The organism is Ligilactobacillus sp., assembly GCF_036846325.1.
Taxonomy (GTDB): Bacteria; Bacillota; Bacilli; order Lactobacillales; family Lactobacillaceae; genus Ligilactobacillus.
Window position 1 is genome coordinate 11,251 of the sequence record NZ_DAIUCE010000022.1, and the last position, 10,327, is coordinate 21,577.

Annotated in this window: 11 protein-coding genes; 5 read left to right on the plus strand and 6 right to left on the minus strand. The window is 45.2% G+C overall.

The window, feature by feature from the left end; genetic code table 11:
* Positions 1 to 42 precede the first annotated feature (42 nt).
* Entirely contained in the window at positions 43 to 906 is an 864-nt protein-coding gene (gene ispE, locus V7Z60_RS03750) for a 4-(cytidine 5'-diphospho)-2-C-methyl-D-erythritol kinase (RefSeq protein WP_334116443.1), read from the plus strand.
* 435 nt (positions 907 to 1,341) lie between these two features.
* On the opposite strand, the gene aroD is transcribed toward ispE, so the two are convergent.
* Positions 1,342 to 2,088: a type I 3-dehydroquinate dehydratase gene (gene aroD / locus V7Z60_RS03755; RefSeq protein ID WP_334116444.1), complete on the minus strand. Its 747-nt coding sequence runs from the start codon at positions 2,086 to 2,088 to the stop codon at positions 1,342 to 1,344.
* Positions 2,085 to 2,966: a shikimate dehydrogenase gene (gene aroE / locus V7Z60_RS03760; RefSeq protein WP_334116446.1), complete on the minus strand. Its 882-nt coding sequence runs from the start codon at positions 2,964 to 2,966 to the stop codon at positions 2,085 to 2,087. Before aroE ends, aroD begins: the two co-directional genes overlap by 4 nt.
* 239 nt (positions 2,967 to 3,205) lie before the next feature.
* On the opposite strand from aroE, the gene V7Z60_RS03765 reads away from it, so the two are divergent.
* The 4 genes from V7Z60_RS03765 to V7Z60_RS03780 all read left to right on the plus strand — a co-directional run bounded on the left by V7Z60_RS03765 (position 3,206) and on the right by V7Z60_RS03780 (position 7,672).
* On the plus strand, positions 3,206 to 3,772 hold the full coding sequence (locus tag V7Z60_RS03765; RefSeq protein ID WP_334116448.1) for a TetR/AcrR family transcriptional regulator: 567 nt from the start codon (positions 3,206 to 3,208) through the stop codon (positions 3,770 to 3,772).
* 141 nt (positions 3,773 to 3,913) lie between these two features.
* Positions 3,914 to 5,059 (plus strand): GNAT family N-acetyltransferase, encoded by a 1,146-nt coding sequence (locus tag V7Z60_RS03770; RefSeq protein WP_334116449.1) that lies wholly within the window; start codon positions 3,914 to 3,916, stop codon positions 5,057 to 5,059.
* A gap of 237 nt (positions 5,060 to 5,296) precedes the next feature.
* Positions 5,297 to 6,547, plus strand: coding sequence for a PTS sugar transporter subunit IIC (locus V7Z60_RS03775; RefSeq protein ID WP_334116451.1), 1,251 nt, complete (start codon positions 5,297 to 5,299; stop codon positions 6,545 to 6,547).
* Between the two features lie 33 nt (positions 6,548 to 6,580).
* Positions 6,581 to 7,672, plus strand: coding sequence for a DUF871 domain-containing protein (locus tag V7Z60_RS03780; RefSeq protein ID WP_334116452.1), 1,092 nt, complete (start codon positions 6,581 to 6,583; stop codon positions 7,670 to 7,672).
* Between the two features lie 109 nt (positions 7,673 to 7,781).
* Here the strand turns inward: V7Z60_RS03780 and V7Z60_RS03785 are convergent, their stop codons facing one another.
* The 4 genes from V7Z60_RS03785 to V7Z60_RS03800 form a co-directional block, all read right to left on the minus strand.
* A complete protein-coding gene (locus V7Z60_RS03785) occupies positions 7,782 to 8,027 on the minus strand; it encodes a Veg family protein (RefSeq protein ID WP_334116454.1) in 246 nt (81 codons plus the stop codon).
* Between the two features lie 97 nt (positions 8,028 to 8,124).
* Positions 8,125 to 9,015 carry a 16S rRNA (adenine(1518)-N(6)/adenine(1519)-N(6))-dimethyltransferase RsmA gene (rsmA, locus tag V7Z60_RS03790; RefSeq protein ID WP_334116456.1) on the minus strand — a complete coding sequence of 297 codons (891 nt, stop codon included), beginning with the start codon at positions 9,013 to 9,015 and terminating at the stop codon, positions 8,125 to 8,127.
* A 1-nt stretch (position 9,016) separates the two neighbouring features.
* Positions 9,017 to 9,568 (minus strand): ribonuclease M5, encoded by a 552-nt coding sequence (rnmV, locus tag V7Z60_RS03795; RefSeq protein ID WP_100205869.1) that lies wholly within the window; start codon positions 9,566 to 9,568, stop codon positions 9,017 to 9,019.
* A gap of 1 nt (position 9,569) precedes the next feature.
* The coding region (locus tag V7Z60_RS03800) for a TatD family hydrolase (RefSeq protein WP_334116458.1) at positions 9,570 to 10,327 on the minus strand (758 nt) is incomplete at its 5' end.

Here is a 10,327-nt window from a genome sequence, read left to right on the forward strand (position 1 = left end):
ATAATTAAACTATCAATTTTTTACTAGGAAAGGTGAAATCGGATGGAGATCTCGGAAAAAGCACCGGCTAAATTAAATTTAAGCCTAGATACCCCATTTCGTCACCCGGATGGAAATCCCGAGTGGAAAATGGTCATGATTGCCGTTGACCTTGCCGACTACGTTCACATTAAGACCAAAACGGATTCAAAAGACATCACCGTCAGAACGGACACCGGTTTTTTGCCTTGTGATGAACGCAACCTGGCCTTTCAGGCTGCAAAGAAAATGCAGCAGCTTTTCCACAAAAGTGAGGGCGTCGAAATCACGATTGACAAGAACATTCCCGTTTCTGCCGGAATGGGCGGCGGATCATCCGACGCGGCCGCCGTTTTGCGCGGCTTGAACAAGCTGTGGAAACTAGGTCTTGAAAAAAATCAATTGGCTAAAATCGGGCTTGAGATTGATTCTGACGTTCCTTTTTGCATCTATAGCGAGCCTGCACTTGTCACTGGCAAGGGAGAAATCATTACTCCTATCGGCGATCTCGAACCAATGTGTTTAGTAATTGCCAAACCGCGTGACAGCGTCTCAACGCCGTCCATCTTGAAGAAAATCAACTATTCAAAAATCGTCCATCAAAACGTCGATGGCGTTTTAGACGCAATTTCCAAGAAAGACTATGCGGAGATGACCAGGAAAATGGGAAATGCGCTTGAGCCGATCACTGCCAGGAAACACCCTGATATTTGGAAAATCAAGCAGAAAATGCTGACGTTCGGTTGCGATGCAGCGCAAATGAGCGGATCCGGACCGACAGTCTTTGGCGTTTGCCGCAAATATCAGCGGGCTGTCCGCGTCTATAACGGTCTTCGCGGTTTTTGCAATGAAGTTTACATTGTCAGACCGTTTTCTCTTAAAGAGTAGTGAACAGAACTCGGCAATAAATTACCGAGTTTCCACGCGCGCTACGCAACAAAAGAGACCGAGCACACACGCCTCCAGATGAAAGAGGCTTGGGAAAAACTATGTCTCTAACAAAAGTCCCGGTGATTTGCAGACTTTGATGTGTATGCAACGTTAAATGTGTGCTTTGACCGCAACCAAGGACTGCCATTTACGGGCAAATCTCAAAAATCGCTGTTTTGCCCGTAATCGGTAGCTGAAATTTACAGATTCATGAGCGCCCCTCCTTATCTACCGCCTTGTTAAGCGGCTGGTCTTCACACCTTGCCTGATTGAGCAGGCGATTCTCAGCACTGTATTTAAAAAATAAGGTTTTCATGTCCCGAAACTGAAAGAATGCCGGACAAAATCAGTCGAATTACGACCGCTTTTGTTCGGCATTTCGTTCAACTGCTTCTACAGCATTTCCATGATTTTCTTCAAATCCCGGCAATCGTATTGACCAGGCGCCGACCCTTGCCCAAGGCTTCCGAAAGTTGCGCAGGATCCAGTCAGAATTCCCGCAACGCGACTGAATGCTCCCAATTTTCCCATCGACATCGTAATAAGCGGAATGTCCAGTTTCTCAAAAGCCCTGGCAGAGGCAAGCATCAGGTTCAAAACGTCCTGAATCGACTTGGGCATCACGGCAAGCTTGGCAATGTCAGCACCGCAGTCCTGCATTTCATCTAAAAGTGCAATCATTCTTTCAACAGTCGGAGTCTTGTCAAAACTGTGGCTGCTGACAATCGTCCTGACGCCATGACTTTTTGCAGCCTCAAGCAGGCTTTGAACCAACATTTTCCCCTTTGACAGCTCAATGTCGCAGGCATCGCATTCTCCTTCCAAGAGAAAACTGCTGACCGTTTCAGCATATTCCTCGTCTGTTCCCTCAAATTTGCCACCGTCTTCCTTTGTTCTGATCGTAAAAATAAACGGCATGTCTCCCAGCTCATTCCTAAGTTGTCTTGAAACCTTTACAATCTCGGAAACAGCATGGCGCTTTTCAAACAAGTCAACCCGCCATTCCGCCAGATCGCAGATTTCGCAATTAAGCTCCTTAGCCTGGGCGATAATTTCCTCTTCAGTCGCGCCGGTAATCGGCACGATGATTTTTGGATCCCCGTCACCGAGTTCAATGCTTCTCAATCTAACCGTTTTCACATTTTCACCTCATCAAAAACCTGTTTTCTTACATATTCAATCGGCATCTTCTGACCGCACCACAATTCAAAAGCGGCCGCCCCCTGATTCAAAACCATCCCCAGACCGTTAATCACGTGCCTGACGTTCGCTTTTTCTGCAACCTTCATCAGCTTGGTAGTCCTCGGTGCGTACACGATATCACATACCGCCATGTCTTCATGAAACCATGCGGGATCCTCAACAAGACTCATTTCTTCCAGCGGAGCCATCCCGACGCTTGTCGCATCGCAATAAACATCCGCATTTTCCAGCGACTGCCTGAAATCATCCTTATCGTTCAGGTCATGCATCGTTACTTTGCAATCGGTTTTTCGATTGATTTTTCCGGCCAGTTTTTCAGCATTTTCAAACCGGGCGTTTTTGCGATTGAAAAATGCAATTTCAGAAAAACCGTCCAGTGCGGCCTGCGTTGCAATTGCAGTTCCTGCTCCGCCTGCACCGGCCAAAACGAGCCGTTTGTTCTTAACTTCGATTCCTTCATCAGTCAGAGACTGGACGAACCCGGTTCCGTCCGTATTATGCCCCGTCAGGACACCATCATCGTTGACGATTGTATTGACTGCCTGGATGATCTCGGCAGCCGGCGACAACTTGTCCATGTACTGAACGACCGCCTTTTTATTTGGCATTGAAACGTTTGCACCGCGCATCTTGAGCACCCTGATCGCATCAACTGCGCCTTTGATTGTATCAGTGTCAACGTCAAAACTCAAATATGCATAATTGATTCCAAGCTTGTCAAATGCAGCGTTGTGCATTGCCGGTGAGATCGAATGGCGGCAGGGACTTGCCAGAAGTCCCAGAAGCACTGTATTTGCATCAATCATATGTGACATTCAAACACCTCCGAAGTATTTTGAAAATCTTTCACTTCCATGACGTCTTTTCATGATTTTCAATATTTTGTCTAATAATCCATAATAATTAAATTAAACCACCATTAGAATGATTAGTCAAATTGAAGAAAAACGTGCTTTCAATCCAAAAATGCCTCCGGTTCCGGCAATATTAATGAAAAAACACGCATCAGTTATGTTACAATCGATGTATATCAAGGTTTTTGGGGGGAGCTTTTATGGACGAACAAAAAAAAAGAGAGAGGATCATGCAAGTTGCAACAGATCTTTTTCAGGAAAAGGGTCCGAGGTTTACAATGGACGAACTTGCATCAGCTCTTAAAATGAGCAAGAAAACGTTGTATGTTTATTTTACTGACAAGGAAGATCTTTTCTTCCATGCGGTTGATCATATTTTCGACAGCATTACCGATGCCAAATCAAAAATCATTGCCGATGAAACGATTGAACTCAGGGAAAGAATCATCGAAACACTGCAGGTTCTGCCAAGACAGTACAGACACGTCGACTTCAGGCAGATGTACATGCTGAAGGACAAGTATCCGAGGGTTTACGAACATCTTTCCAAACGCCTGGAATCAAACTGGGAAACAACGATCGCCCTTCTTGAAGAAGGACAAAGAGCACACGTCCTGCGCGATTTTTCAATTCCCGTTTTCAAAACGATTTATGAAGCAACGCTTGAACATTTTTTTGAACGGGACGTTTTAAAGGCTAATCACATCTCATATCCCGATGCTCTGAGGGAAGTCGTCGAGATTATCATGAATGGAATTTCTGAATGAATAGAAGGCCGGCAGCTTGGTTATCTGCCGGCTTTTTTGATTAAAACACCTGTTTTGCATCCCGTTTTTTTTGAGCTTTAACTTGGAATTCTTTGTGTTATAATGAGCAAAACATCTATTTTTCGAACGGAGGAATTCTCTATGCCAAAAATTTCAAAAGACAACGTCAATCTTCAAAAAACAGGACGCGTTGTCGAATACGCCTTCAATAAGACCTATGACGTCACCAAAGACGCCAATTTTCTCTCACGCTTTGAAAATGCAGACGTTTATGGCGACTTTGTCGACGAAACTCTTGCAAGCGCAATCATGGTCAACAGATACCCCCTCATGGTTTACGGAAAAAAACTTTCAATGGGTGGTGTAGGCTATGTCGCAAGCTTGCCGGAATATCGCGGGAATGGCGGAATTTCACGTTTGATGAAAGAGCTTCTTGCCGATCTTCACGGACAGGGAACTGCAGTTTCAAACCTTGCCCCGTTCTCTGAGAGATTCTATCGTCATTTCGGATATGAAAATACTATCAGCCAAAAAAAATACGACATAACTCCAGCTGCCTTTTCGAATCTGATCAGGGAAAAAGGCGGTTCGATAACCCGCGGAACTTTTGACGATGAAAAAATAAGTGCTGAAGTCATCAGTCTTCACGATGCCGTTTTAAAAGAAAACGAGCGCAATACCATCATTCGCGAAAAATGGTGGTGGAACCGACTTGATGCTTATTATGCAAACAGGAACATTGCTGTCTGCCATGAAGATGGAAAAGCCACGGGCTATCTGATTTACCGCATAAGCGGTTTGGACTTCATCATTGACGAATTCGTCCATGAAACGCCCGTCTCGTTTAGAAGACTTTTAAATTTTGCCGGATCTCACAACGGACAATGCGCTTCGTTCTCCTATGCTGCACCTGTTCACGAAAATATCGAAGAAGCGTTTACGGAGCATGAAGGAATTACGGTTACGCTTGTCCCCTACATGATGAGCCGGATCATTGACGTCAAAAAACTCCTGGATTGCATGCCGATTGCCGAAAATATTGTTCTCGGAATCCAGGAAGACGCCCTTTGCCCATGGAATGTCGGCAACTGGGTCAGGGATTCTGCGGAAGGCTGGCACAAAACCGACAGTGAGCCGGACATTTCGGGTCCGATAACATCTTTTGCACAGCTTCTGCTGGGTGAGTCCCCGCTTGAAAGTCTTATCTCCTCGGGCAAGCTTTCAGGGAAGAGAATCAACGGTTTTGAAAAACTGAACGGAAAAGTTTCATTTTACGATTATTTCTAAAACCAGGAATGTCTGAAAAGGCCTTGGCGTTAAGCATTAACGCAAGGTCTTTTTTTATAAGTCTGCAACTCATTGAAAACTAACTGAATTTTTTTATTAATTTTTAAAAATTGGGTAGCGTTTTCAAAGGGATGATGTTATACTAAGCATGTTGATTGGTATAGACCAATGTTAACAGAGTGGCCCACTCATTTATCGTTATGTCACTTGGCCTTTATACAAAGGGGTTGAAACTTTATGCAAAAATTCGTTAATTTCATGGAAAAGCACTTTATTCCAGTCGCAGCCAAAGTCGGCAACCAAAGACATCTGATTGCAATCCGTGATTCGTTCATGGTTACAATGCCGCTGATGATTCTCGGTGCCTTGGCAGTCATGATCAACAACCTTCCGATTCCGGGCTTCCAGAAGCTTATGAATTCAATTTTCGGAGGTACTGCCTGGCAAGGTTTCGGTGCTGCCGTCTGGAACGGAACTTTCGGTGTCCTGTCTGTTTTCATCGCCTTCCTTGTTGCATATAACCTTGGAAAACGCTATGAAAAGGATGCCGTTGCCACCGGTGTCGTTTCGCTTGCATCATTCTTTACATTGGGTGCCGCAACAAGCGGCATGAACTCTTCCGGACTTTTCGTTGCCTTGATCACAGGCATCGTTTCGGCAGAAATTCTCAAGCGTTTGTTTGATAATCCTAAACTGGTCATCAAGATGCCTGACGGTGTTCCGCCGGCAGTTGCCAAGGCCTTTGCTGCACTGCTTCCAGCCATGATCACAATCTCAATCTTCGGTCTGGCTGCAGCCATCATCACTGCATTTGGCGTAAAAGACCTGTTCGCTTCATTCTACACATTGGTTCAAAAACCGTTCATGGGACTGGCAAACTCATATGGTTCTGCACTTTTAATCGCATTCATCACGCCATTCCTCTGGTTCTTCGGACTTCACGGTGCCAACATGATCGATCCGTTCATGCAGACGATCAACGCACCGGCAATTGAAGCAAATGTCAAGGCAATCGAAGCGGGTCACAAGGCTCCTTATATCGTCAACAAGCCTTTCATTGATTCATTCGTCAACATGGGCGGTACCGGCGTTACGATCGGTCTTATCATCGCAATCTATCTGTTCGGCAGAAAAAACAAGCCTTATATGGTCGTGACTAATCTCGCAGCCGCACCCGGCATTTTCAATATCAACGAACCTTTGATGTTCGGTCTGCCGCTCGTCTTGAATCCGATGACGTTCATTCCGTTCATCCTGGCACCGATGGTCTGCGTCTCAATTGCGTACTTTGCGACAAAATTCGGACTCGTTCCGCCATGCACGGTTATGCCGCCTTGGGTAACTCCACCAATCATCGGCGGCATCCTGGCAACAAAGAGCATTGCAGGCGGGATTCTGGCAGCAGTCAATATCGTTGTCTCCGTTCTTATCTATGCGCCTTTCGTAATCATGGCAACTATCCAGGAACAGAAGAAAGCTGAAGTATAACTTAACTCAAAAACGAAACGGGTGTGATTATCAGTGAAACGTGAAATCGGAATTTCCATCTATCCGGACCACAGCGATCCTGAAAAAGATGAGAAATATTTGAAAAAAGCTGCTTCTTTAGGCTTTTCAAGACTTTTTATGAGCATGCTTGAAGTCAGCGATGGAAAAAAGGCAGTTGAAGCAAAATTCAAGAAGATCATTTCGATTGCTTCCAATCTTGGATTCGAAACCATTCTGGATATTTCTCCTGCAGTCTTCAACGAACTTGAAATATCCTATGACGATCTGAGCTTTTTTAAAGAACTGGGTGCAGACGGAATCAGACTTGATGAAGGCTTTGATGGCAATAAGGAAGCTCTTTTATCCTATAATCCCTACAACCTTGCCATCGAACTCAACATGAGCAACGACGTCAAATACCTTGATAATATTCTGTCATACGAAGCAAACGAACCCTACATTTACGGATGTCATAACTTCTATCCGCAAAGAGGATCCGGGCTGCCCTATGAATTCTTCGTAAAATGCAGCAAGCGTTTCAAGAAAGCCGGCATCAGAACAGCTGCCTTCATTACGAGCCAGCAGGCTTCAGGCGGACCGTGGGACGTTAACGACGGGCTTCCGACGCTTGAAATGCATCGTGATCTGCCAATCGAAGTTCAGGCAAAACATCTTTTTGCCACCAATCTGATTGATACCGTCATCATCGGAAACGCCTATGCTTCAGATGATGAACTCAAGGCAGTTTCAAGCATTGATCCGTATCGTCTGACATATTCGATCGATTACCTGGAAAAAGCTTCACCGCTTGAAAGGGAAATCTGTCAGGACAACATGCATATGCGCCGCGGAGACATTACCGACCTGACTGCACGCTCAACTCAGGTCAGAGTCAAATATCATGACTGCAGTAATCCGCCGCATGATAACGATTGCGAATTTCTGCGAGGAGACGTCGTCATCGGAAACGACGATTTTGGGAAATACAAGAACGAACTTCAAGTCGTGCTTAAACCGCACCGTGATCCCCGCAAGAATCTGGTTGGAAGGATTCGGCCTGAAGAACTTCCGCTGCTCGAATTCCTGACACCATGGAAGAAATTCTGGCTCAGCGATAATCAGTAAATCACGCCAAAGAACCTCTCATCTGATTGATGAGAGGTTCTTTTGGTCATAAAAAAGACGCTGCGCCTTGAACTTACGCAGCGTTTGTCTTCATTATTATCGATTAGCCTTAAATTTCGGAGGCAAAATCAAGTTTAATGTTGTTGGTTAAAACATCCGTATAACTGTATGATACGCGCTCAACCGAATTGTTTCCGCCATCATCGAGTTCAACGATGAAAATTGCCGGAAATGTTTCCTTCAGGACACCGTGGCACTTGTTTACCTTTTTACGCCCGATATGAGACGTAACCGTCAGACTGGCACCAATACAACCATCAAGTTTATTCTTAATATCAGCTAATCTATTTGGCATGACTTCACCCTCCCGTGAAACAATTATAACATAGTTTCACAAGAAAAGCAATATTATACCACATTGCCAAAACGACTTCAATAAATTATTTCTAATTTTAATTTAGTTTCTCTGCAACCAAATTGTCAGCAAGACGCACCATCTGTGAAATGCTCAGTCGTTCAGCCCGTACAGACTTTTCCATCCCTGCATTTTCAAGTGCACGTTCAATCTTTTCCCTTGTCGCAGGATCCTTGCCATACAATCCCTGCAGATTGTTCCACAGACTCTTTCTTCGATGAAGAAAAATTCCCCTGACCATTTTCTTGAAAAACGGTTCGTCAACGGGAACGTCCGGTTTTTCATCCTTACGATTCAAGGCAATGATTGCCGAATCGACCTTCGGCTGCGGCATGAACACCGTCTTGGGCACAATGAATGCAATTTTGGCATCCATTTCGTACTGAACGGCGACAGAAAGAGAACCATAGTCCTTCGTTCCCGGCCCGGCCGCCAGGCGATCGGCAACTTCCTTTTGCATCATGACGACGATTGTTTCGAAATCAACGTCAACCTCAAGCAGATGCATGACGATCGGCGTCGTTATATAATACGGCAAATTGGCAACCAGCTTGATCTTGTGCCTGCCGTCAAAATTTTCGGCAATCAGTTCCTTCAAATCTGCCTTTAAAACGTCCTGTTCCACAATCTTGACGTTATCGTAAGGCGAAAGCGTTTCAGAAAGAACGGGAATCAGCCGCGAGTCAATTTCCAGAGCCATCACTTGATGTGCACTTTTGGCAAGCTGTTCCGTCAGCGCCCCGATTCCCGGGCCGATTTCGATCACGTCATCTTCTTCGCTGACTTCTGCCGCAGCGACTATCTTTTTCAGAATATTCAGGTCGGTCAAAAAGTTTTGTCCGAGACTCTTCTTAAAGGTCAGTCCATATGTCTCCATAATGGCGCGCGTCCTTGCCTTCGAAGCTATTTCAGGTAATTCGTTGCTCATTTCACTTCTCCTCTTCAAGGTGTTTCAATGCTTCTTCAAATTCTTCCTGGGTAATCTGAAAAAGATTCAGTCGTTTTTGCAGCTGCTTTCCGTTTACGTACCCGATTCTCAGATATTCGCATAATTGTCTTCTGCGCTCCTTGGCTCCTGCCCCGTCGATCAAACCTGCCGAAAACAGATCCGATCTTGTAATCGTCTCTTCAGCATCAGGTTCTTCGGTATAAAGATTGCGCAATGCTTCTCGAATCGCTTCCGGAGAGGCGTGTTCGACCCCAAGGCTTCCTTTATGGTCGGGCACTGCGTCGCGCCTGTTTAAAAACGCGTGTTTCACTCCCGGAACTGCTTCTTGAATAATTTTTCTGATTTTTTCGCCTGAAAAATCCGGATCGGTAAACACGATTACGCCGCGTTTTTCCTGCAATTCTTCAATTTGCTCCAGCGTTTCGTCGCTGATTGCGGATCCTCTTGTTTCAAGCGTGTCCGCGTTTACCGCCATGTTGATTCTTTTCGTATCGTCCTTTCCTTCAACGACGATAACTTCTCTGATTTTCATTTTATCCATTGATTCTCAAGACCCTCTTCGTATTCTCATAAGTTTTTTCGGCCAGATCTTCTGCCGAAATTCTCAACTCTTTGGCAATGAACTCAAGCGTATAACGCGTCATCAAGGGCTCATTCATCTTCCCGCGAAACGGCATCGGAGTCAGATACGGCGCATCGGTTTCAACCAGCATTCTGTCAAGCGGCGTGCGTTTGATTGCTTCTCTGACTTCTGATGCGTTCCCAAAAGTGCATACCCCGCTGTAGGAAAGCATGAAGCCCAAATCGAGAAATTTCTCCGCCCAATCCGCATCACCGTTAAAACTGTGCATTATTCCACCGTTTATGGCCGCATCAGTCTCCTTTAAAATCTCATAACAGTCTTCAATTGAGTCACGATTGTGGATCGATATCGGCAAATGCAGAGACTGCGCCAATTCAATCTGGCGGTTCAAAGCTTCAAACTGAACTTCCCTTGGCGTGTCGCAATGATAGTCAAGACCGATTTCTCCTACGGCAACCATTTTAGGGTGACTTAAATATTGCTTCATCGAAAGTTCATAATCATGATCGTAAAGCTGCGCATTTTCCGGATGACAGCCGACTGCGCCATAGACTTCAGGAAATTCGTCCAGCAGTTCCATTAACTTGTCAGCACTTTCTTCATTATATGCCAATACAAGCATCCTGTTCACGTCAAGCGCTTTTGCACGCAACACGACATCCGGCAAATCATTTGCAAATTCTCTTGAATTAATATGCGTATGCGAAT